A 22,427-nucleotide genomic window follows, 5' to 3' on the forward strand; every position below is an offset into this window, starting at 1 on the left:
TACATAATGCAGGTCACCCTCAATCAGCCTGGTATTGTGACCTAACGTGCTGAAGATCAAAAGCTACACCAGCTTATCTTCTAAAAATGTAATGGAAGCAGTCATTCGAATACAGAAGTAAGGATCAAAAAAAATAAATGAGAAATTTTGCCAAATATGATCCAAATCATATCAAAGAGTAAAAAAGAAGCGTAATTTTGCCCTGTGAAAAATTTGTTGATTTATTTCATGGTGGTTCTGATGAGCATTCCTGTGTTTACAGGTATGACCACCTATATTTCGTGGAGAATCAATCAAGTATACATAGCGAAATATCTTTGTGTCAACAGAGAAAAAAAGGAGCTCAAGTGCAATGGAAAGTGTCATCTCATGAAAAACCTGAAAGAGCAGGAGCAGCAGGACAATACCCCTATTCCGCACAAAGTTAAAGAAATCAAACTAGACTTATTTATCTGTTCTCTAGTGGCACCGTTACATTCCGGCAACCGCCATCTTTTAGTTTCCAAGTCAGAAATTTCTTATCAAAATCATATAAAAGCTTCATCATACTGCAAAATTATATTTACTCCTCCTGATTTATTAGTTTAAGAGTAGAATTTAAATTTTTATGTTTGAGAGAAAGTGAGTAAATTCAATTTTGGACAAGGTGCGCCACTGTGCACAGCCAGATCAAGATGCTAAAGTTAAAAATATAGCACTGGTTAAAATTAATTTTACGGCTTTGAGACTATTCATTAATATTTAAACATACTCTCTACCTACCTATTCCTGATTATATCCACAGGTATTATCACTTGTAAATTATTACCTATTTTTCAATAATAAAATCCTTGATCACATGAACGGTAGATGGATATTAGTATTGGGTACATTTATTTTTATTTCTGCATTATCAAGTCTTAAAGCTTGCGATGTTTGTGGTTGTGTTGTGTCTGGCCATCAATTTGGTATTCTGCCACAGTTCCAAAAACATTTTGCAGGTATAAGATATGGCTACAGAAGTTTTAAATCTGTGCATCCGCCTGTATTTTCTACAGATACTGAAAAAGTAAGTCGCGAATATTTTCACACCGTTGACCTGTGGGGAAGATATGTAATAGGAAATCGCGTGCAGTTGTTTGGATTTGTGCCTTACCATCATATCACCAAAACTGAAAATGGGACATCAATCATACAAAAAGGTATGGGAGATGTGACCTTGATAGGACTCTATGCCATCATCAATCAGCTTAAATCGGAAAATGGGCTCTGGACACACCACCTTCAAGCTGGTGGTGGTATCAAGCTCCCCACCGGTGCATCGGATTATGTCACAATCGAAAATGAATGGATCCCGGGCATACAACAAGGTACAGGCACAACTGATATTATGTTTAATGTCAATTATTTTTTGAGATACAGCAATGCCGGTCTATCTACCGAAACAAGTTGGAGAATCAATAGTCGTAATACCAAGTATGATTTTCAGTATGGCCGCAGATCGACATCTACTATCAGGGGATTTTATGTGATTCATATAGGCGAAAAAAGCTTAATGCCATCTATCGGTACTTCTCTGGAGCACTCCGCATTAGATTATCATGATGGTGCAGATGTGGCTTTATCAGGAGGGTATGGGCTATATGGTCAGGTAGGTATTGATTTTTTCAGTAGCGGATTTACTGCAGGTATTTCTGCACAACCTGTTATATCTCAAAATATTGCAAATGGCAATCTTATTTCTGGCAGCAGAGTAAATGCACAATTTGCTATTCTTTTTTAAAAAGAAATCTATATTTTACAACAAATTAAATAAATAAAAAAAATGAAAAATTTTAAATATATAATCATCACAGCCTTTTTATCAATTCTAATGATTTCATCATGTAAAGAAGATGAAGAAACACAACTCCAGCAGGGTAAAGTTACGATAGAATTTGATCATGTTTTCGGATCTACCGAAGCAGCTTTTTCTGTCAACAAAGAATTGACTCATCCCATGTTAGGTGAAAAAATGACTTTTACCATGTGTAGGTATTATGTATCCAATGTCAGATTAAAAGCAAAAGACGGAAGCTGGTTTGCCATGCCTGAGAGCTATTTTATAGTGGATGCAGACCCTGCCACCGGAAGTAATATACTCACCATACCAAATGTGCCCGGTAATGAATATACTGATGTAGAAATGATGTTAGGTGTGGATAGTCTCAGAAGTGGTTCCGGTGCTCAGACCGGAGCATTGGATCCTGCAAAAGGCATGTTCTGGAGCTGGAATTCAGGTTATATCATGGTAAAAGTTGAGGGAAAAGCTCCTACAGCCGCTGATGGTAGCTTTGCTTTTCACTTGGGTGGTTACAAAGGAGTAGATAAGGTACAAATTACAAAATCCTACAATTTTGGCACCGCGCCGTTAGTGGTCAATGGAACAAGGGCAGCTGAAATCCATATGATAGCCAATCCTGCCCGATTGTGGCATGGTGCACAAAAGTTGTCTGAAAAATCCAAGCAGCATATGCCGGGCCCTTTGGCTAAGTCTATGACTACTAATTTCTATGATGCCATAAGATTTGATCATATTCATAATTAAGTCAATTCCATGTCACAAAAGCTAAAGTTTAATGTATTATTCGTGTTGATTATTTTTTGGCTGGTGTCATGTTTTGATGATCAGGGTAAGTCGGGCTTTGGTCTGACTTTCCCTGATTATTTTCCTGCTCCTCATTACCAATCAGACAAAAATCCCATAACCAGGGAGGGATTTGAATTAGGGAGAGCCTTGTTTTTTGACCCAATCTTATCAATTGACAGTACAATAAGTTGTGAAACTTGCCACAGTCAAGGGCATGCGTTTGCAGACCACAACACCAAGCTGAGCGTAGGTATCGAAGGTTTACGAGGCATCAGGAATAGTCCTGCCATGTTTAATCTGGCCTGGCAAACCAGCTTCATGTGGGATGGAGGTATCAATCATATAGAAGTGATGCCCTTGGCACCTATCACCAATGAAGTTGAGATGGGTGAATCTTTAGAAAATGTAATACAAAAACTCAACCATAGTCCTAAATATAAATTAAGATTTCAAAAAATATATGGCGAAAAGCCGATTGATTCTCAGAAACTGTTTTACGTATTAGCGCAGTATATGTCAATGCTTGTCAGTGCAGATGCAAAATACGATAAGTATCGTCAGGGAAAAACTTCATTATCATCAGAAGAATTGCAAGGACTGACTATATTTAAACAAAAGTGTGCTTCTTGTCATCCTGAACCACTCTTTACGGATTTCAGTTACAGAAACAATGGGCTGGAAATCCTAAATGATGATATTGGCCATGGCAGAATATCTTTAAGGAAAGAAGATGACTACAAATTTAAGGTGCCGTCATTGCGCAACATCGCACTTACCTATCCTTATATGCACGACGGGAGATTCAGGTCACTCCAGGAGGTATTGGATCACTATAGTGACCACTCTGAGATGCATCCCAATATTGATCCCTTGCTAATATCACAAGGAAAGCCTGGCATCCGACTCACCGAATCAGAAAAGATCAATATAATAGCTTTTTTGCATACACTAACTGATATTGCTTTTATATCCAACCCATTATATTCGGAATAAAATGAAAATTATTTTAAAAAAACCATACATCTCTTCAATGTTGATTGTAATCTGCATCATGATTTTTCATGTCTCATGCAAAAAAGATGAAGTGGAAGATACTGACTTGCACAACACAAAAATTACTATCAGCAAACCGATGAGCAATGCTACACTAAAACATGATGATTTATTAGTAATCGATGCCATTATTACGTCAGATGTGTCCATGCATGGCTATGAAATATTACTGCATGACAACACTAACAATACAAGCATCTCAATCTTAAATAAGCATACACACGGAATGAAAATAATTGTTGAGCATGTCCATAAAATCCTTTGCGCAAAACCTACTGCATACACTCTTGAAATTATTGCCATTATCAATCATGACAGTCTGAAACTCTCAGAAAAAATCAAATTCACTTGTACCTAACTATTAGCCATCAGGTTTAAGTTTTTAACCATTAGATTTTCACAAAATTTAAAGCCGTCCAGTATAGACATTTTAGAGTAAAATATTCACTCCTGCATTGATCTGTCTGAATCCACCGGGCATGATACCTGATTGCCCCCTATTCAGCCTGGAAGCTACAAATAGCTGATTACCAATATTTTTCCCAACTACAAAGAAGCTACAACGCATATTTTTCACCTTAAAGTCATAATTAACATTCACATCCAATGTACTGAAAGATTTGACTTTTCCGAGTCCACCATCTCCTGATTCATTTTCAAAATTAGCGAATTCTGCATATTGATCTCCTACCCTGTTGTATCCGAGTCCGACAGCCATATTTTTGTAAGAATATTGAATATTTACATTCATTGTCAAATTTGGTGCATAAGGAGTTTCAGTATCTTTGATTCCATCATCTCCATAGATATATACTGTTTTAGTGATAAAATCCAGATCAGAAATACTGATCGGTGCAGCAAGCAACTGTTCATTTCCGCTGGCATTCTTACTGTAAACTCTATAACCACCGGGGTTTGCATTGACCTTATCAATAAATTCCTTTTTTTGTGGCGGATGTGTGTCTGATTTGAGTAAAGAGATGTCTGTCCACAAGTTCTCCGGAAATTACACGAGTATTCAGTAAGGTTAAATTGGTCTGCAGGCTTAATTTATGTTTTATGCTTTGAGGCAACAATTCCCATTGAAATGTCGCTTCAAAACCTCTGATATTTATAACTCCAAGTTTATCGAAAAACTCATTCCAACCTGCGAGATAAAAATTGCTTATTCTGTTATTAAAAATTGCCAACTGCCCGGAAAGTTGATTTTCAATGATATTGCCTCTTAAACCTAATTCGGCGTTTATACTTTTTTCAGGCTGTACATTGCTTAATTCCTGTACACTGAGCGGATTTACCAGGACACCATCTCTTTCTACCAAAAATGCAAAGTACTTGGACGGGGCAATAAATCCTTTGTAAACACTGCTGAACAGATTCATTTTACCCAACTTATAATTAATGGAAAGTCCCGGTTGAAAAATAAAGTATTGATTTATTCTGGACTGATCTTTATCCGAAGTAATGTTGGGGTCTCTTGATAATGTGAGTCTGTCTTCTCTGTTCATCCAAACCTTCTCCAATCTGATTATTGGTGTTATGCTTAAATTTTTAATAATCATTTGATTTCTAATGTACCCCGAGATGGATTGTAAGCCATAAGCCAGATCCGTGGTGAATCGACCACTTCTTGCCCATCTCGATGAGTCGGCTGCCAATATCTGATCATAATAGGTTTCTCTGTAAAGCTTAATTTGGGCTTCGAAGTTGTTGATTAAATTGCCATGATGCCATTTTTTGGAGAAGGTTTCTTCCAGAGAAGTCACTGAAAAATGCCATTTACTATCTGTTGTGGATTCTCTGCCGTTTCTGAGACTCCCTACCCTTACAAAATCATCCTCACCAAACTCTTTATTCCCGAGATATTCAAATTTTTGTGAAAACAGCTCTTCTCCAAGATAAGTTTTTACATCTCTGGCTTTTAAAACAGTATTATTCTGTCGCCACCAGTCTCTTGCAAAATCAGATGCAAAAACTCTGGTGGTCAGCTTGGTGCTAGCATCAGGTACCCATTTATGTATAATATCAACTCCATACCTATGCATAGTAAAGCGGTCTGCATCAAAAGGGCTTTCTGTAGGATCTATGCTAAACGTGTATGGTGTTATGGAACTCAATGATGCCAGATTATCTTCAAATTGTCCACTAATTTTAAAATACAAGGATTGATTTTCTGCCAATTCGGCAAATATTTTAGCATTTACATTGATCATCTCAACGGAAGAAAATTTAGTAAAACCATCGAATCGTTTATACACTGCTTCAATTTGGCTTCCAACTTTATTCCATGTTCCACCATAAGATAATAGACTGGTAAACAAACCTCGCTGACCTCCGGAAATTTTCGCGCGAACCGCAGGTTGTTGGGGCGGTTTTGGAGTGACATAATTGATTATACCAAACATATTATTTGGTCCATACCGCAATACATCTGCACCTGTGTACACTTCTATAGCATCAATCCTTTCACTTATCGGGTTATAATATATTCCTGGGGCGGTGTATGGTGCCGGAGAAATAGGCGAACCATCTTCCAGAATCAATACTTTCTCAGACCTTCTGCCCCAGGATCCCCGAATGCTGACATTCATTCTGTTAGATATGCCCATATCACCCAATACGTTCACTCCCGGCAACATTTTTAATGCTTCTTCAGCGGAGATAGGTTGGATTTTTTTGAGTTGAAGTGGGCTGATATAATAATTAGTACCTTCCACACTTGTTTTATAGGGTAAAGGTGTCGTACTGATATTGATTTCTTTCAGAATGATTGCTTTTTCCTGCAATTGAATTTTACCCAAATCTACGTCTATGTTTTCAACATTTACCTGAAGATTTATCTCCTCACACCCCAAATACTGAAATGATATAGCAATACTGCCGGGAGTAGCCGTGATTTTAAACCGTCCTTCCATATCTGTATATTGAGGTTCTGCTTTATCTGTAGTCACTAACACACCGGGAAGTACATCTAAGTTATCTGAAACAACAATACCTGAAATAATGTGACTCTTTTGACCATACAAAGCCAGATTGTTTGTAGTTATGATTGCAAAAATTATGACAACACAAGTTATTTTCTTCAAATCTTCTCTTTTCATCGTATTCAAATTATCAACCTGCAAAATTAATAGTTTTGATATTAGAATCACTTTTTAAAAAAATGATTCATATCATGCAATGAACTCAAATTATCTTGGCAATACTGTATTGCACTCATGCAGGCCTCCGTGGAGTATGTATAAATCAGATTTATACTCATAAAATAGATGATGGTCTGACTGAATGATGTGTATAAATTAAAAACTTTGGATTTAATAATTATATTTGCCATCAATTTTATACATCTTCCGTGAAAACCGTTACTTACAAGCTGTTTATCCTTCTCTGTTTATTTGTTTTAGGAGCTATAATGGCACAAGGTTTTCTGTATTTGATATCTTGGTATTACAATATCGAATTAAAAACATCGGAAAATATCTTTGACTTTCTTAGTAATGATGCCTATTCAGGTAAAATCAAAGTATATATTGCGCTCAATCACATTCTGAGTTTTCTCATTTTTCCATATGTCTTTCTACTAATTTTTTATAAGAAAAACGTCCTTAGATATTTATCTTTAAAAATATTTAATCTTTGGTTTATTCCATGGTTTATCTTGCTGTTATTTAGTTTGTACCCATTGATGGGTTATATCGCCATGTGGATGAATAAAATTGATTGGCCACCTTTTATCAGTGGTTTGGACAGTATGGCTTTGGAATCCCTTACTGAATTGTTAAAAATGGACAATTTTTCAGATTTATTAATCAATATTGCGCTTATAGGAATTATTCCGGGAATAACGGAAGAGTTTCTCTTTCGTGGTATTATACAGAAGGAATTAAAAAATGTGGTCAACAACTATCATATACCTGTTTGGCTGACAGCTATAGTCTTTGGTGTTATGCACTTCCAAATCAGCGGATTATTTCCAAAAATAATCATTGGGGCTGTTTTAGGATATGCCTATCATTATTCAGGAAGTTTATTACTTCCCATGCTCATCCATATTTTCAATAATAGTTTTGCTACGGTAGTATATTATTTTAATCCAATGAGTACTATTGAAAACGGCACCTATCAGGAAGAAGTTTCATTTCTGCCTGTGTTTCTTTTTACAATTATGGCTTTGATCATTTTCAATTATATCCATAAACAATCCAAAAACCCACAGCATGCAAATGAATAAAAATCAGGTGTTGCGACAACGCACCATCACTGCTATATTTTTTGCTGTTGGAGTGGTTTTACTCTTATTCTCTGGTAAAACAGGAGCTATTGCTTTTGGATGTTTTATAGCTGGATTTTCGTGCTATGAATACATAAGAATGGTATTTCATAAAAACAAAAAAAAATTAGTTTCATCCATCTTATTGGTTGCCATAACCATCATTTTATTATCTAATTATCCTCCGGAAAGCATCACTTATAAAATCATTTGTTTCATTTCAATGCTTTGTTTTATAGCAGGCATCATTCATTTATTCAGGCCATTCGTCCAACACAAACTTTATTATTGGTTGATCTCGATCATTTATTTTGGAGTACCATTAGGACTTTTTGTGTCCTATGTGTATCACACAGAGCATTACTATCCTGCTTTCTGGATGGCTATTATTATTTTTATTTGGATAGCTGATTCAGGTGCCTATCTCATCGGCTCCAGAATGGGTAAAAGGTTGCTTTTTGAAAAAATTTCACCTAAAAAAACATGGGAAGGGTTTCTTGGTGCCGGAGTTGTTTCTCTTCTTGCAGCCTGGGTATTTAGTGCATATTTCAAGCATTGGCATGAAGCTACTTCTACCGGTAACTTATTGTTTTGGATTATTATTGCTGCCACAGCATGGTTTATAGGGACGCTGGGAGATCTTGTTGAATCATCAATAAAAAGAACTTTTAATGTAAAAGACTCCGGTAAATTATTGCCTGGCCATGGTGGTGTTTTTGACAGATTTGACAGTTTCATTTACATTTTACCATTTATCTTAACTTTGACCATATTTTTCAAATTTTAATGAAGTTTATATGACTATTCATAAAGAAGGTTACCCTACCCTGTTTTTTTCGTTTGTGCTACTTGCTATCTTATGTTCTGCTTGTTATTACTTCTTCCCAAAGATGTTTACTCTCATTTTCATCATCAGTGCGATATTCTATGGGTTTTTAATATCTTTTTTCAGAAAACCTGACAGAAGTGTGTTAAATCCTGATAATACAGCTTTATTATCTCCCTGTGATGGAAAAGTTGTAGTCATTGAGAAAGTATTTGAACCTGAAATATTGAATCGAGAGTGCACTCAGGTTTCGATTTTTATGTCACCTCTAAATGTACATATTAATTGGTTTCCTTCCTATGCAGAAGTGACACATTCTATTTACCATCCGGGAAAATATCTTGCTGCATGGAATCCTAAGGCATCAACGGAAAATGAAAGAACCACAGTTTGCTATTCCATCAAAGGTAAAAGTGTGCTGTTAAGGCAGGTGGCCGGTGCTTTGGCCAGGAGAATCGTATGCTATGCAAAAGTGAACAAAACTTATCAACAGGGTGAAGAACTGGGATTTATTAAGTTCGGGTCAAGAGTAGACCTTTATCTACCTTCGGACACAAAGCTTTTAGTAAATATCGGCGATAAAGTGTCTGGAAATGTAACCAAAATCGCCACACTCGTCTAAAAGTCTTTGTCCACCGCCAGTGATAAATGTAAAAGACACAAATTCAGCGATATAAAGCTAAATTTGCGTCTCATTTATTTGAAAATGCTTTGCGAAGTTTTTACTAAAGTCTTTTGTGCTCTGTCTATAATATAAAAAAAGGTTTTTAAAACTTTCCATCATATAATTTGACTAATCTTACAAGAAACTGTCCTAGTATTTCATGAACTTAAATGATTCTGAAGCATAAGGTGTAGATACTTTCAAAATATAGGAACCTGAATTAAGGGTTTGGGTATTAATATCTTTGTCACCTGATGTAAAAGAACCAACGGTAATAGATCTACCTTGCATATCATAAATTTCCCATCTGACAAAATCTTCCACAGCATCAGAAACATTGATGTATAAGTGGTTTGTGACGACGGTTGATTTCAAAGTGGCCAGTTTTTCTGAACTTCTACTTTTTACATCTACAATCCCCAACACTTGAGTCGTCCCATCAAAGTCAGTTTGTTCTAATTTGACATATAAATGCTGATTTAATATTTGTCCCAAGTCATAGGAATATCTGTGATTTGAAAGATTTAAGCTCTTTAGCACTCCAAATTTGGTAAAATTGATACCATCAGAAGATGTAGAAATAGTATAAATATCATTGTTAATTTCAGAATTTGCAGTCCATGCCAGCCAATAGCTTTCATTTGTGCCTTTTTCGATATTCAAATCAGAGATTTTCACAGGTAATGGAGATTGAAACACTTCAAAATCAAAACCGGGAATTTTTAAAGCTTGACTATTGCTGATACCGTCATCTTCATATCCATTTGAAAAATAAATTGTAAATTCTGTCAAAGGGTCAGCTGAACTAACAGATATCGCGCCCTTTAAATCATTGTAATCCAGATCATTATTTACCCCAGCAATAAAATCAGCTTTCACTGCTTGACCATATATTGTGTAAATATGACTCTCAGACATATGATCTATTCTTAATGGAATATCTACACCATTTCTTTTTGCTACAAGCATAACACTATCCTGAAAAGAACTGGGCAGATAAGAAATATTTTGCTTCATATCAATGTCATAAATTTTAAAGTCCCTAAGGTAAATAGCTTTATCAAACTCAAATTTCAAACATACAGGCTGACCTGATGCTTCCGAAGTAATTTGAAAAGCGAAATTCCCACTACCATAGAAGGTATTTGTCTTAGTACAATCACCAAATTCACTCAAATTTCCAGTATTTGTATTTTTTTTAAATGGGTCTATGATGGATACTTTTACCTTTATACCCAATTCAGGTATTACATAAGTATTTGTAGTATCATCTTCAGCCCAAACTGCTTTAATGCCAGTAAGTGCTCCTTCCCATGTAAATTTGTAGTTTTGGGCACATATAAATAATGATTGTAAGCAGAACAAAAATGTTCCTATATAAATTTTCAACATAACAAACGGGTTTAATATATTAAATAAATAGCTAATATCATGCCAAAGGGCTCCTTAAGTGAATGAAATTATCATCTTAATATTTTTACTTTAATTTTGTATAGTGCGACTGAAAAATGGAGTAAAATATTTTACTTGATGAAGAGGAAACTTCAAGAAACAGCTCTAAGAATACCAAAAAATGTTGGTTCAAGACTTCGGATTGAATCTCCACTTATAAACAATTGAGAGATTTTAAACACTCATCATTTGGCTCCAAGTGCTAAACCTGATAAGGAGATTCATTTTTATAAAATCGTCTTGACCAGCTATATTCACTATCTGCTGAGAGACATAGTTAGCAGTTCCAAAACACTTCGGCTACGCTCAGTACAGCGAGCTTTGGCTACCCTCAGTGCAATGCATTATTGAATAATGTATTTTACTCAGTTCTAGTCAAAGACGAGACCATTCAGTCATCTTGTCTATAAATAAATTTCCTCACTTTCGTTTAAACATAAAAATTTAAACATACTCCATGAAAATAATACATATTTAAGGAAAGAGTAAGGATAGACTAAGATAAGAGTAAAAACCTCTGCCAGGAAAAAATTCTAAAAAGAAAAGCGTAGTTTTGTACCCGGAGCCGGAATCGAACCGGCACGACCGTAATGGTCACAGGATTTTAAGTCCTGCGTGTCTACCAGTTCCACCACCCGGGCATAGACATTGTAAAAATCTGGAGCGGAAGACGGGACTCGAACCCGCGACCCCGACCTTGGCAAGGTCGTGCTCTACCAACTGAGCTACTTCCGCATATGTGCTTCAGATATGAACTTTTTCAAAAGCGTCGCAAAGATAAGCACTCCCCTATCAATTATACAAGTTTTCAAGGGCTAAAATTTATATTTTTTTTTCTATTCTTAAAATTGGCCTCCCAAAATTTTTAACAGAGTGCCACTTTCTACGATGGAATTCAACTCCATACCATTAAGTATAGCTAATTCATTGTGCTTTGCCGAAGGCATATTGTATTCACTCAATACCTGCTGCAAAGATGCGTTTCTTTTTGACTCCACAATTTTGATCAAGGTGGGTTGTTTATTGATTTTTGCCTGATCCGTCAATGGTTTAAAGCTTTTCATAGTGGATTGAAACTGATTAAAATAGTTGTTAAAATCAGCTGTGGTACTTAAGCCATGAAACTTATAAATAAGATTGTTGTATAAAATCAGATATGTCAATACTTTGAGTGGTTGCCCTTGTTGTTGCTGACCTTGTTGCTGTGGTGGCACTACATCAGACAGCAAAGCTATAGCGGAAAGTCCGTTGACTGTTACATTTGCTGATTCAAGTACAGAAAGTTGATTATCCTGAATAACTTTATTTTTTGCAGCGTTTAGATCACTTCCCTCTGCCAGGTCCATGACCATGAGGGCTTTCCCATCTGCTGGTGCCATTTGTACTTGCGTAGGGCTATTTATTGTCTTCCATGCAGCAGGTACACTATATTGAAATTTCAACTCCGGGTGATAAAAAACGTTATTTTCAACATACCCTTGTTTTGGATCTTCTCCATAGATCAAGCCATCAATCATTCTCAGATAATTATTCCTGTTGGTTTTTAACGTTGCCGGATCAAGCGTTTTTTGTGCTTCTGCCGCCAGATTATTCACATTATTATACCTGTCTCCAGGATCAGGGTGTGTAGATAGAAATGAAGGAATACGACCGTCCTCACCTCCAAGTTTTTTAAGTGTCTTAAAAAATCCAGCCATTTGACGGGCATCATATCCTATCTTTGTACTATAATCCACACCAAGCTTATCTGATTCAGTCTCATGATCACGACTAAACTTTAAAAAAAGTAATCCTAAACCTTGCTGCGCTACATCAGCAAAATTTCTTAAATCCTTGGATACAATCAATCCACCTATCAACAAAATCTGCCCTAAAAGCTGGTCTCGTTGCTGTCTTGCGCCATGTTTGGCAGTAATATGCCCAATCTCATGCCCCAGAACTCCTGCAAACTCAGCCTCATTATTAAAATGACACATGATACCTCTGGTAAAATAAACATAACCACCAGGAACTGCAAATGCATTCACCACCGGTGAGTCTAAAATTTTGAACTCATATGGTAAATTTGGTCGGTGGGAGATGGCTGCCATTTCCTTTCCCTTCTGATTGATAAAATCTTGCATAGTTGGGTTATTGTATAACCCGAATTGCGCAATAATAGCAGGATCTGACTCCTTTCCCAAGGCTAGTTCCTGGCTTTCAGACATCAACGATAATTCTTTTTTACCTGTAACAGGATTTCTGGCACATGAAGAAAAAAGTAAAATACTTAATATCGTGAATTGAAGAATTTTCATGATAATTCAATTTAATTTTTAAGATAAATCAGCCTTATATTTAGACAATAAAATGGACATAAAGTTACAATATAATATGCAATAATTTTAGCTTTATTATTTCGAAAAAAATGGTGAGCCTGCTTTTTTTAGGTAATTCAAACAAAAAAGCTCAATAAAATTGGAGGATGGACTCCTTTTATTTGATGGTTGTATCTTCAGATTTTATCAAAAAAGGCAGTGTAATTGCAAGAAACTCTTGAAAAAAAAAGCTGCTGCAAATATTTAAATCCGCAGCAGCCACAATTCTATTTCAATCTAAACACAATTTTTTACTCTAAAAGTATCATCTTCTTCGTATCTGTAAAGCTTCCGCTTTCAAGCTTGTAAATCAATATTCCGGTAGCTCCCAACTCGGCTTTATTTATCAAAACATGGTTTTCTCCTTTATCAAAAGCTTTTTCAATAACCTTGATCACTTTACCTGCCACATCTGTAATTGTTAATTTTGCAAATGCAGATTCCGGCAATAGGAAACTTATTTGTGAACTCTCATTGAAAGGATTTGGCACGTTTTGCTTCAATTCATATGTGGTCGCCACATTATCTTTAGTTCTTTGAGATAATTTGACCGGCATTTTACGAAAATCAACATCATATGCCTCAGCCGCAGTGACAGTTGAGCTTAATGCCAGATCATTGACAATAAGTAGCTTTCCTTTATTTCTGAATTTGAGTGTGAATAATGGCTCAGATGTATTGATTTTCACAGGGAGTCCGCTATTCCAGCTTGTAGGTATCATGCCTTTATCAAGCATCTGGAATCCAAAATTCTGATCGGTTACATTCACCGCACCCGGGATGACTTCAAGGAAGTCGAGGTTTTTATAATCAAAGTGCATTGTAAACTGATAGCCAAGCAAATCTCCAAACGATCCTGAGTATACTGGGATCAATATCTCATCTGAACCGCTTACTTTCTTGACTTCAGTTTCCAAAGTAAGTATTTTGTTACTCCTTGGTTCTGTTTGAGTTTCGTTTACATTAACTTTTGCAGAATGATTGATATCCCCAATCTTTATTGCAAAGAAATTCTGATTGGTTTTTACTTCAGTCAAATTCTTAAATTCATATTTTTCATTATATGGAAACGGACTGATATTTCCTGCTGGTATGAAATCTGATGTTACGAATCGCCAAGACTTCTGACTATTGGGAAAACTATTGGTAATTCCTAATATCACTTTACGCATTGCCACAAGATCTGCAGCTGTAATCTTCTGACTATTATCAATATCGGCGGCAATTGTCTTTTTGGCATCATTAAATTCTTCAATTCCAAGAATATGTCTTTGTATCATTACAAGATCTAAAGTAGTGACACCATTCAATATATCCCTATCGTCTTCTATTCTTACTGTGTAATTATAATTGACCGGTAATGCATTAAATGAATACTGACCTCCTGCATCTGTACGAATAGTTTTGCTTGCCTCAGGAGCATTACTTTCGATAATGACGTCCGTCCCGATCTTTCCTAAGGTATTTATTGTAACCCGTCCACTGATACCGGCAACAATCTGGTCTGAGTCAGGACAAACACCTGAGTTATCCTGCAGTACCAAATGAATAGTACAGTAATCCTGATTGCCTGCCCGATCTGTAAGGGTAACATTCAACGATAATTGCTGTGATTTGCCATTTGGAATGTCGCTACAATCAAAAAACATACCTGAAGATTTTTGAAGAGGCTTCCATATCTGCGCATTACCAGCTTCATATTCTGCCTTTGTTGCTCTTTTTCCTTTTTCTTTAAAATAATGCTCTCTGTACAGCATGGTATCTACAGGCAATGCATCAAAGAAGGTAAAGAGTATGCTATCCTGATGAGTACAATTGTCATAACCACCCCTGTCATAGTCTTTTGCCCATATTTCTACTGAACCGTTATTATTCATTACAGCTGTTGTAAGTGATGTATGACAGTATGGTGTTGGTTTTTTGCTCTCCACCAGGGTCAATTTATGCTCACATATAGCTTGATTGCCACATTTATCTTCTATTATCCATTTGACCCTATAGATACCATTGGTGAGTGTTCGTTCAAAAAATCTCGAATTGACTATTGCAATAGGTACAATACCGTTTTCTGTATATAATTCATACCTCCATCTTATACTATCATTTCCTTCAGGACAATCATCTATGGCTGTCATATTAAATTTGACTGTCTCACTACACTCTCCATATGAAGGAATAATTCTGTCAATACATGCAAACTCAAATTGTGGAGGTACGTCATTATTGAGTTTAATTATCTGAATGTATTCATATTTTCCAGGAATATAATCATGCTCGTTATGATGATTTTCATAAGCTTCCTTGTAGGTACACCAATCAATCACTGTCCATGTCCTTAAAATCTTTTCGCAGGCACCATCAGCAAATTTAAACACCTGATCTTTGTAATGTGCCGCGACGAGGCTACAAGAATCATCAGTTATTTTAGGGTATGCGGAGCTATCAGGCAGATTTTTTGGATCCAATTGGGCAAGACACTTCGATGTAAAATAGTTTTTAGGCCATACGATATCATCACTTGGATCAAATGGATCGTTTCGATTTACATCGAATGGGTCAGAATCAATCAGAGTAATTACCTGAGGAGGACAGGAATGGCGCAAATTCTGTTTGTCTTTTACTGTCCAAAGCCTGAAAACTACACCCGTGCCACATTGTGAGATGGAATCTGTATCTTTGTACCAAACTGAATCCACTGCACAGTTGTCAACATACTCGGGCCACCCTGTGATTTTTGTATCTTTATAATCTGCCTGACACTCCAGAGTAATATCTGCCGGACACTTTGTGATATACGGCGGCAACTTGTCTTGAACTTTTACTTCCACCATACATGTATTACTATTGCCATTTACATCTGTAACCCGCATCTCCACCATCACAGAAGTATTGACCTCAGCACAGCAAAACTCTACTATAGGTGTAAAGTCTACAGTCCCAAATCCACATGAGTCACTCATTTTACGCGCCTCAAACTTCAGGATACCACAATTGTCTGTACTACCATCATCAAATGTCTCAGCAAGGACTATAGCTTTGCCACCACCTGTGATAGAGGCTACTGTAAAAATATCGCACACAGCACTTGGTCTGTCATCATCCCTTACCAGGACTTTAAATGAGCACGTATCAGCGTTACCACATGAATCTGTGACGATCCATCTGATGGTATTTGATCCCAACGGAAGACCAGTAATAGTCCGGGTAAGCTGGTTGACGCCTACCTCTCCAAATTCAGCAAAAGGGACCTCATCAAACAAATGCTCCAATTTATAACTCATCGCCCCCGAACACTCTTTGGTTATCTTAGGCCTGGGTACTGTGTATGTAGAAGAACAGGTATAGTTATCTGTAGAAATAGTGTCATTTGGCGGACATTCCAATTGTGGCCCTTTGTTGTCCATCACCTTAATGATCTGATTGTGCACTATGACTGTACCAGTACACCAATCAACTACTTTGAAGGTCCTAAGAAGCTTATAAGACTTAGGGCAAATATCTATTTTGACATCAACAGGGCTAAATACCTGAACTTTACCACAAAAATCGCCCTCCGGCAACCCTGTAGTATCAACTGAAGGAATAGAATCTCCGAATACCTCACAAGATAAAGGAGGACGATTACCGGGAGTCCCATCATAATTTGGTGGAAAAACCAAAGCTGACAAACTATTTCTATATACATAAATTCTTTGGCAACATCTACTTATATTGCCGGCTGCATCTCTGGCTGTCCAACATCTGTCTATGACTTGCGCATATGTGTCAGTACAAGACTCTGTTACCAAGGTATCTTCGTATGTCAGATGTACCGTACTGCATGAATCCAAACCTAACACTCTAAAAGCTCTGTCACCCAAGGATGTAACCTGACTTGTAGCCGCAAAGGGGAAACTTACTTTTCCTCCTGATTGTCCGAAGATAAGGTGGACATCTTCAACAGTGCCAACTATGCCCCCTACAAGATCATATACCCTAACTCTCCAGATTCCACCTAACGGTTTGCCATTGAATAAAGATAAAGAACCTGCAGATTTTATTCTACCTGAAATGGCCGGTTGATTTGTATTGCTGCAAGAAATATCCCCTGCAGCCTGCTGATCAAAACTTGCACTCAAGTCCTTGCCAGAACATCCTGTCACCCTTAAAAAAAGTGGTACCACAATACCATCCGGAGAAACGATCTCTGCTGCTATATCAGATATTCTATCATGCTTTATATTAAGATACACATCCAGATCATTGATAGTACTTCCAGGTATATTTCCTACAGGAATGTCAATTACCTTCATTTCGGTATTCAGTGATTTATTGGCGATATTCGCAATAACGGGTATTTTTGATGGTAAGTTGGTTCCTGGCTCCAGACTTTCTGCGCAGGTGGCGTAGATGTCACCACACTGCAAGACAGGTCCTAATTTGTCCTGCACAAAGATCTCACCCCAGCAACTATTGCCATTGGGAGCTGTGATTCTGGTTTTCAGTGTTTGCCCTAGATTTGCCTTTGTCACTTTGTTACCGAGGTTTTGCCCGTTGAGACCCGTGATTTGCACTTTATATTTGTCATAACAACCATAATGATTTCCTTCCAGCAGCATATCAGGAGTGACTATCATTTCGCACTTGTCATCTAGAGATACCTGAACCAGGTCATTGCAAGCAAGTGATGTGTTATTTGATACAAATTCATAAAGAATTATCTGAAAATTACATGGTGTAGGTGTACTTACTGTCGGTTCGTATATCGCATAGCTCATATCTGAAGTTCCAACAGGAAAACTACTTCCAGAATTGAGTAGATTGAGTGGTGGTGTAGATGTATTGACAATACGATAATCATCAGGTGTTGCAGTACAAATAAAATAGAAGGAATTTGCACTGCTATTGAATTCATTAAAGCCAACACAACTTGAAATTACAGCTTCTAAGGGTGAAGCTTGGAAAGTTCTTCCTAACATAAATGCCGAAACACCTGGCTGGCTGCATATAATTTCCATAATATAAGTAGATCTTGCAGGAATTTTAATAGTGCTTGAAGGGACAATATCATGTGTTTCCAAACTGAGATCAGGAATGGTATATTGATCTGACCCATAAACTAGAGTCCCGTCCGTATTGGTAAATCGAATAGTGATTATCGGCCTGTTCACACTGCTATACACTCCAACTGTGATCTGATTTATTCTGATATCTGTATATTTACCATTATAAAATGTCCTTTTATAAGATGTAGTTCCGTTTGGACAATATTTTGCTCCAACGATATTATCATTGGCATTTTGGGTAAAAACAGTGTCTAAAGGCGAAGGTACTAATGGATTTTGGATCAAATTATAATTGACCACCCTTGAACACTCTCCAGGGCCTAAATTAATTGGAGAAATGACAGGACAAGTTGGCATCATGATAGCTAACTCCTGATGATTCTGATATATCCAGGGGATCAGTTTAGTAGATAATCTGTCTGGGTTTTCGACAAAATTTCTAGTACCAACTCCCGAATAGTGAGTCGCATTAGTATTTACAAGGCATGTAAAAATTAGGATAAAAAAAGCGAAATAATTTTTCATTTTTTTGTGTTTAAGGAATGAAAAAGGTTGAAATTTACTCACAATATAATTTATTTAAAATAATTATTAAAAGAAATAGAATTCATACTTATCTGATATACATACTTTTATAAATAAAAAATGATTCATATTTTAAAATTATTACATCTGTATTTGTATAGTGCAAACATTATACCAAATACTCATATGTATTTTACACCATTTATGGTAGAGTCATTTTCATAGGTGCATGTCATTTTTTCGCACTGTGTCATATTTCTTATCAGGCATCGTTTGTTCGTCGTAGCTTTTAACTTCGGAGCAATATATTAATGCATCTTGCCTGAATTGCAAAAAAAATTGATGATTTTTAATGTGAGGCGAAAAAATGAAATACCCCCTTCTATTATCTCTAATCTTTATGTCCGAGATTGATATAGGGACGTAGTCCTGGAATCTTTGTAGCAAAAATATCCACACACCATCACGTAGGGGCGTAGCCCTGTGATATTAAAAGACGTGGAAAATATAAGATGTCAGGGCTACACCCCTTATGTTTCAGGTGCTAATGTTTTCTACAAAGATGACAGAGCTACGCTCCTGCCCTGAAGATGGGAGTAATATATCTGCAGGATCGTGTCTCTAAAGCATCGTTGGTTCGTCGTAGCTTTTAACTTCGATGCAATATATTAATGCATCTTGCCTGAATTGCAAAAAAAATTGATGATTTTTAATGTGAGGCGAAAAAATGAAATACACCCTTCTATTATCTCTAATCTTTATGTCCGAGATTGATATAGGGACGTAGTCCTGGAATCTTTGTAGCAAAAATATCCACACACCATCACGTAGGGGCGTAGCCCTGTGATATTAAAAGACGTGGTAAATATAAGATGTCAGGGCTACGCCCCTTATGTTTCAGGTGCTAATGTTTTCTACAAAGATGACAGAGCTACGCTCCTGCCCTGAAGATGGGAGTAATTTTTCTTCAGGATCATGTCTCAAAAGCATCGTTTGTTCGTCGTAGCTTTTAACTTCGATGCAATATATTAATGCATCTTGCCTGAATTGCAAAAAAAAAATGATGATTTTTAATGTGAGGCGAAAAAATGAAATACACCCTTTTCAATATGCTTTCAGATGACACTTTATTGGCAGACATTTGAAATTGAAAGTCACTCCTCACTCAACGGCTCCTAGTCATCTATTTTGGTGCGCAGGATGATAGTTTGTGTCTTGGTTTGTAAATTATACTATGTTTGTCTATAATGTAGTGGCAATCGGTGTAAAAGGAAATTTTATTCCTACTTTTACATCTTACTTATCTAACGGATATATGTTCAATTGTAAAAATTGCAATAGTGCCATCGACGAGTCAGCACTTTATTGTAGCCAATGCGGTCAAAAAAGAAATGCACACCTACTCACCATAAAAGAGCTATTTAGCAACTTTTGGAGTTCATTATTTAATTTAGACAACACGTTATTCAAAACATTGAAGTACATCTGGGCCCCGTGGAAACTAACAGAGTATTATGTTGCTGGCAAAAGACAATCTTTCTTTAATCCTATGCGATTGTTTCTGGTAACCTTACTGTTCCATTTTGGATATCTTGTGTCATTGACATCTATTGACAATAATAAAATCAAATCGAATGATGAATACCGCATACTGGAGCGCTCAGAACTTTACAAAAAATTTAAAGATGAAAAAATTGAGTTTGGTGATAAGAGTCAAATCCAACCATTTGCTGATTCATTAGAAAACCGACTCTTCGATGGTGTATTACTACCTGAACAGGACACTCTGATGCAAGAAGAAATTTTTGGAAAAATATATCCGGTTACCAGAAAAGATGCTATTGATTTACCTATTGATTCAATCTACAAAAAGTACAATATCTCAACATTTCCAGAAAAAATAGCCATCAAACAATACATTAAAATCAACTTGGACCGGGCCGGAACCTTAAAGTATGCTCTTGGAAATGCAGCCTGGGGTTTATTGGTTGCAGTTTTGTTGTTAGGATGGTTGTATAAGCTGATATACATCCGGCACAAGAAGTATTATGTAGAACATCTGGTTTTTTGGATGAATGTACACTCTCTGCTTTTTATAATCGTCACATTGATCGTTTTTCTTTCACGGAATTATTTCTCAGACGAAGACAAGATGTCTGAGTTTATTTCAGTATCATTAACCATTTTGTTACCTTTGCTGCTCTATGTATCAATATATAAATATTATAAACAGGGGATTTTCAAAACATTTGTGAAATTTTGTATTACATCAGGATTTTACATTATGATAGGATTAACAGTTGTGTCGATCGTAAGTCTTATGAGCCTTATATTTTTCTGATGGTCGATTCAAACCATCATTGACGTTTCAGAATGGTTTCAACATTAATTTGTAAAAAGAATGTGACTGGATATTTTTGGCAAAATTGACTTATCTTTGACCATTTATTGGCCTCTACAAAATATTAAGACATGCGGATCAACTATTTCATAAATATGTATGTTAACCATTCTTAACAATTTAAATGAAGTTTTTAATTAAAGCATTTCTTGCACTTTATATTGCAACTATTAGTTGTCCGTGCGGACTCACAGGTCATCAATTTTGTGAGCATCAGGATCATGTTTTAATTCAAGACAGGGACGGCATTCGTACACTAAGATTGAAGGAAGATCCAACAAAGATAAGTATTGACACTGTAAAAGTGACCCAAAAAATATAAACAAACCGTTACAGGGCAAATCCTGAATAGAGACATTTACTCAAGCTTTCTGAATGCCTTAAGACGATAAAAATTACGTCGTTACAAAAAACATAAAGTAACAATCTGTCTCAAATGATAAAATTTGAAAACTACTCTGACATTGACTTGGCAAACATATTATTAAAAACTACCATCTGATTTAAAAAAAATGAGCATCTTTGCTGAATGAACCATTATGGAAAATGAAATTGGTCAAACAACAAGTTGATTCTTATAAAATTCTGGGTGTAGATCCAGGTACCAATATCCTGGGTTATGCGGTGCTTGAAGTTCATGGTTCAAACTTAAAAGTGCTGAATTTCGGGGTATTCCATCTAGATAAATATGAAGATCATCATGAAAAATTAAAGGAAATTTTTCTCCAACTTCAAGAAATTATAGAATCTTACTTACCCAAACAATTAGCAATAGAAGCACCTTTTTATGGTAAAAATGTACAATCCATGCTTAAACTGGGACGAGCACAAGGTGTAGCTATGGCTGCTGCTATGACCATGGGATTGGAAATTCAGGAATATGCTCCCAAAAAAATCAAACAATCCATCACCGGTAACGGAAATGCTTCAAAAGAGCAAGTGGCTGCTATGTTGGAGAGTATATTGAAAATCAAAATAACATCCAAACATTTTGACGCGACTGATGCGCTTGGAGTAGCGGTAACCCACTTCAATCAGACAGGAAGTATCACTGGCGGAAGTAAAAAGCATTCCGGTTGGGCATCCTTCATCAAAGAAAATCCTGATAAAGTGAAAAAGTGAGTGATTATAGATATTCCATGATTGATACGATCACCTGCGAATCTCATTCCGGAATTTTAGGCATATTGTTAAGTTTTAATTAAATTTGCAGCTTCAAAAGCGAC

General features: G+C 36.4%; 17 protein-coding genes and 2 tRNA genes. 11 read left to right on the forward strand and 8 right to left on the reverse strand.

Annotated features, from left to right (window positions below):
• Nucleotides 1-240: 240 nt before the first annotated feature.
• The 5 genes from IPK35_13915 (at nt 241) to IPK35_13935 (ending at nt 4,019) form a co-directional block, all read left to right on the forward strand.
• A complete protein-coding gene (locus tag IPK35_13915; protein MBK8054320.1) occupies nt 241-588 on the forward strand; it encodes a hypothetical protein in 348 nt (115 codons plus the stop codon).
• 250 nt (nt 589-838) lie between these two features.
• On the forward strand, nt 839-1,762 hold the full coding sequence (locus IPK35_13920; protein ID MBK8054321.1) for a hypothetical protein: 924 nt from the start codon (nt 839-841) through the stop codon (nt 1,760-1,762).
• Between the two features lie 42 nt (nt 1,763-1,804).
• The gene (locus IPK35_13925; GenBank protein ID MBK8054322.1) at nt 1,805-2,566 is read left to right on the forward strand and encodes a hypothetical protein; all 762 of its coding nucleotides are present in this window, start codon (nt 1,805-1,807) and stop codon (nt 2,564-2,566) included.
• Nucleotides 2,567-2,608: 42 nt separating this feature from the next.
• On the forward strand, nt 2,609-3,601 hold the full coding sequence (locus IPK35_13930) for a cytochrome-c peroxidase (GenBank protein ID MBK8054323.1): 993 nt from the start codon (nt 2,609-2,611) through the stop codon (nt 3,599-3,601).
• A 1-nt stretch (nt 3,602) separates the two neighbouring features.
• Nucleotides 3,603-4,019, forward strand: a complete 417-nt coding sequence (locus IPK35_13935; GenBank protein ID MBK8054324.1) for a hypothetical protein — start codon at nt 3,603-3,605, stop codon at nt 4,017-4,019.
• A 72-nt stretch (nt 4,020-4,091) separates the two neighbouring features.
• Here IPK35_13935 and IPK35_13940 read toward each other — a convergent pair whose 3' ends face one another.
• Both IPK35_13940 and IPK35_13945 read right to left on the reverse strand, forming a co-directional pair.
• Nucleotides 4,092-4,655, reverse strand: coding sequence for a TonB-dependent receptor (locus tag IPK35_13940; GenBank protein MBK8054325.1), 564 nt, complete (start codon nt 4,653-4,655; stop codon nt 4,092-4,094).
• Entirely contained in the window at nt 4,591-6,762 is a 2,172-nt protein-coding gene (locus tag IPK35_13945; protein ID MBK8054326.1) for a TonB-dependent receptor plug domain-containing protein, read from the reverse strand. Before IPK35_13945 ends, IPK35_13940 begins: the two co-directional genes overlap by 65 nt.
• 311 nt (nt 6,763-7,073) lie before the next feature.
• Here IPK35_13945 and IPK35_13950 point away from each other — a divergent pair, with 311 nt between their 5' ends.
• Genes IPK35_13950 through IPK35_13960 form a run of 3 tightly spaced genes read left to right on the forward strand, consistent with a single transcriptional unit; the run spans nt 7,074 to nt 9,379 of the window.
• The gene (locus IPK35_13950) at nt 7,074-7,892 is read left to right on the forward strand and encodes a CPBP family intramembrane metalloprotease (GenBank protein ID MBK8054327.1); all 819 of its coding nucleotides are present in this window, start codon (nt 7,074-7,076) and stop codon (nt 7,890-7,892) included.
• Nucleotides 7,879-8,718, forward strand: a complete 840-nt coding sequence (locus IPK35_13955; GenBank protein ID MBK8054328.1) for a phosphatidate cytidylyltransferase — start codon at nt 7,879-7,881, stop codon at nt 8,716-8,718. Before IPK35_13950 ends, IPK35_13955 begins: the two co-directional genes overlap by 14 nt.
• A gap of 10 nt (nt 8,719-8,728) precedes the next feature.
• Nucleotides 8,729-9,379: a phosphatidylserine decarboxylase family protein gene (locus tag IPK35_13960; protein ID MBK8054329.1), complete on the forward strand. Its 651-nt coding sequence runs from the start codon at nt 8,729-8,731 to the stop codon at nt 9,377-9,379.
• A gap of 192 nt (nt 9,380-9,571) precedes the next feature.
• Here IPK35_13960 and IPK35_13965 read toward each other — a convergent pair whose 3' ends face one another.
• The 6 genes from IPK35_13965 to IPK35_13990 all read right to left on the reverse strand — a co-directional run bounded on the left by IPK35_13965 (nt 9,572) and on the right by IPK35_13990 (nt 19,853).
• Nucleotides 9,572-10,813, reverse strand: coding sequence for a T9SS type A sorting domain-containing protein (locus IPK35_13965; protein ID MBK8054330.1), 1,242 nt, complete (start codon nt 10,811-10,813; stop codon nt 9,572-9,574).
• 616 nt (nt 10,814-11,429) lie between these two features.
• A tRNA-Leu gene (locus IPK35_13970) sits at nt 11,430-11,514 on the reverse strand.
• Nucleotides 11,515-11,532: 18 nt separating this feature from the next.
• A tRNA-Gly gene (locus IPK35_13975) sits at nt 11,533-11,608 on the reverse strand.
• A gap of 107 nt (nt 11,609-11,715) precedes the next feature.
• Nucleotides 11,716-13,170, reverse strand: a complete 1,455-nt coding sequence (locus IPK35_13980; protein ID MBK8054331.1) for a M48 family metalloprotease — start codon at nt 13,168-13,170, stop codon at nt 11,716-11,718.
• Nucleotides 13,171-13,481: 311 nt separating this feature from the next.
• On the reverse strand, nt 13,482-18,800 hold the full coding sequence (locus tag IPK35_13985) for a T9SS type A sorting domain-containing protein (protein ID MBK8054332.1): 5,319 nt from the start codon (nt 18,798-18,800) through the stop codon (nt 13,482-13,484).
• Between the two features lie 897 nt (nt 18,801-19,697).
• Entirely contained in the window at nt 19,698-19,853 is a 156-nt protein-coding gene (locus IPK35_13990; protein ID MBK8054333.1) for a hypothetical protein, read from the reverse strand.
• A gap of 181 nt (nt 19,854-20,034) precedes the next feature.
• Here IPK35_13990 and IPK35_13995 point away from each other — a divergent pair, with 181 nt between their 5' ends.
• The 3 genes from IPK35_13995 to ruvC all read left to right on the forward strand — a co-directional run bounded on the left by IPK35_13995 (nt 20,035) and on the right by ruvC (nt 22,323).
• Nucleotides 20,035-21,141, forward strand: coding sequence for a DUF3667 domain-containing protein (locus IPK35_13995; protein ID MBK8054334.1), 1,107 nt, complete (start codon nt 20,035-20,037; stop codon nt 21,139-21,141).
• Between the two features lie 184 nt (nt 21,142-21,325).
• On the forward strand, nt 21,326-21,523 hold the full coding sequence (locus IPK35_14000) for a hypothetical protein (GenBank protein ID MBK8054335.1): 198 nt from the start codon (nt 21,326-21,328) through the stop codon (nt 21,521-21,523).
• A 224-nt stretch (nt 21,524-21,747) separates the two neighbouring features.
• Nucleotides 21,748-22,323 (forward strand): crossover junction endodeoxyribonuclease RuvC, encoded by a 576-nt coding sequence (gene ruvC, locus IPK35_14005; protein ID MBK8054336.1) that lies wholly within the window; start codon nt 21,748-21,750, stop codon nt 22,321-22,323.
• Nucleotides 22,324-22,427: the final 104 nt, after the last annotated feature.

This window comes from Saprospiraceae bacterium, assembly GCA_016713025.1.
In the GTDB taxonomy this organism is placed as follows: Bacteria; Bacteroidota; Bacteroidia; order Chitinophagales; family Saprospiraceae; genus OLB9.

What these genes read in the sequence shown, in the direction of transcription:
- IPK35_13915 (MBK8054320.1), top strand. Translation starts at nt 241, where the DNA reads ATGAGCATTCCTGTGTTTACAGGTATGACCACCTATATTTCGTGGAGA.
- IPK35_13965 (MBK8054330.1), bottom strand. Translation starts at nt 10,813, where the DNA reads ATGTTGAAAATTTATATAGGAACATTTTTGTTCTGCTTACAATCATTA.
- IPK35_13955 (MBK8054328.1), top strand. Translation starts at nt 7,879, where the DNA reads ATGCAAATGAATAAAAATCAGGTGTTGCGACAACGCACCATCACTGCT.
- ruvC (MBK8054336.1), top strand. Translation starts at nt 21,748, where the DNA reads ATGAAATTGGTCAAACAACAAGTTGATTCTTATAAAATTCTGGGTGTA.
- IPK35_14000 (MBK8054335.1), top strand. Translation starts at nt 21,326, where the DNA reads ATGAAGTTTTTAATTAAAGCATTTCTTGCACTTTATATTGCAACTATT.
- IPK35_13985 (MBK8054332.1), bottom strand. Translation starts at nt 18,800, where the DNA reads ATGAAAAATTATTTCGCTTTTTTTATCCTAATTTTTACATGCCTTGTA.
- IPK35_13920 (MBK8054321.1), top strand. Translation starts at nt 839, where the DNA reads ATGAACGGTAGATGGATATTAGTATTGGGTACATTTATTTTTATTTCT.
- IPK35_13995 (MBK8054334.1), top strand. Translation starts at nt 20,035, where the DNA reads ATGTTTGTCTATAATGTAGTGGCAATCGGTGTAAAAGGAAATTTTATT.
- IPK35_13960 (MBK8054329.1), top strand. Translation starts at nt 8,729, where the DNA reads ATGACTATTCATAAAGAAGGTTACCCTACCCTGTTTTTTTCGTTTGTG.
- IPK35_13945 (MBK8054326.1), bottom strand. Translation starts at nt 6,762, where the DNA reads ATGAAAAGAGAAGATTTGAAGAAAATAACTTGTGTTGTCATAATTTTT.
- IPK35_13980 (MBK8054331.1), bottom strand. Translation starts at nt 13,170, where the DNA reads ATGAAAATTCTTCAATTCACGATATTAAGTATTTTACTTTTTTCTTCA.
- IPK35_13925 (MBK8054322.1), top strand. Translation starts at nt 1,805, where the DNA reads ATGAAAAATTTTAAATATATAATCATCACAGCCTTTTTATCAATTCTA.
- IPK35_13950 (MBK8054327.1), top strand. Translation starts at nt 7,074, where the DNA reads ATGGCACAAGGTTTTCTGTATTTGATATCTTGGTATTACAATATCGAA.
- IPK35_13935 (MBK8054324.1), top strand. Translation starts at nt 3,603, where the DNA reads ATGAAAATTATTTTAAAAAAACCATACATCTCTTCAATGTTGATTGTA.